1 pseudogene is annotated in these 251 nt (G+C 57.8%); it reads right to left on the bottom strand.

The annotated features are described in order from the left end of the window. Positions 1-251 (bottom strand): annotated as a pseudogene (thiG, locus tag R0J88_RS22105) (thiazole synthase); the annotation flags it as partial.

Here is a 251-nt window from a genome sequence, read left to right as displayed (position 1 = left end):
CACAGGTTTCCAGTCCCTGATTCGAGCCAATCGGCGCGCCGAGCGGCATCACCGCTGCACAGCCGACTTCTTCCAGACGTTTACACAATACCGGATCGGCCCCGCAGTAAGGCAGCACGACAAATCCCTGTTGTACCAGCATTTCGGCGGCTTTCAGAGTTTCGATGGGATCGGGCAACAGCCAGCGGGCGTCAGGGTGAATCTCCAATTTTAGCCAGTTTGTGCCTAACGCTTCACGTGCCAGATGGGCG

The sequence above is a fragment of the Pseudoalteromonas sp. SIMBA_162 genome, assembly GCF_046535955.1.
Taxonomy (GTDB): Bacteria; Pseudomonadota; Gammaproteobacteria; order Enterobacterales; family Alteromonadaceae; genus Pseudoalteromonas; species Pseudoalteromonas marina.
The sequence above is the reverse complement of the archived record's forward strand: the minus strand, read 5'-3'. Positions and strand labels throughout refer to the sequence as shown.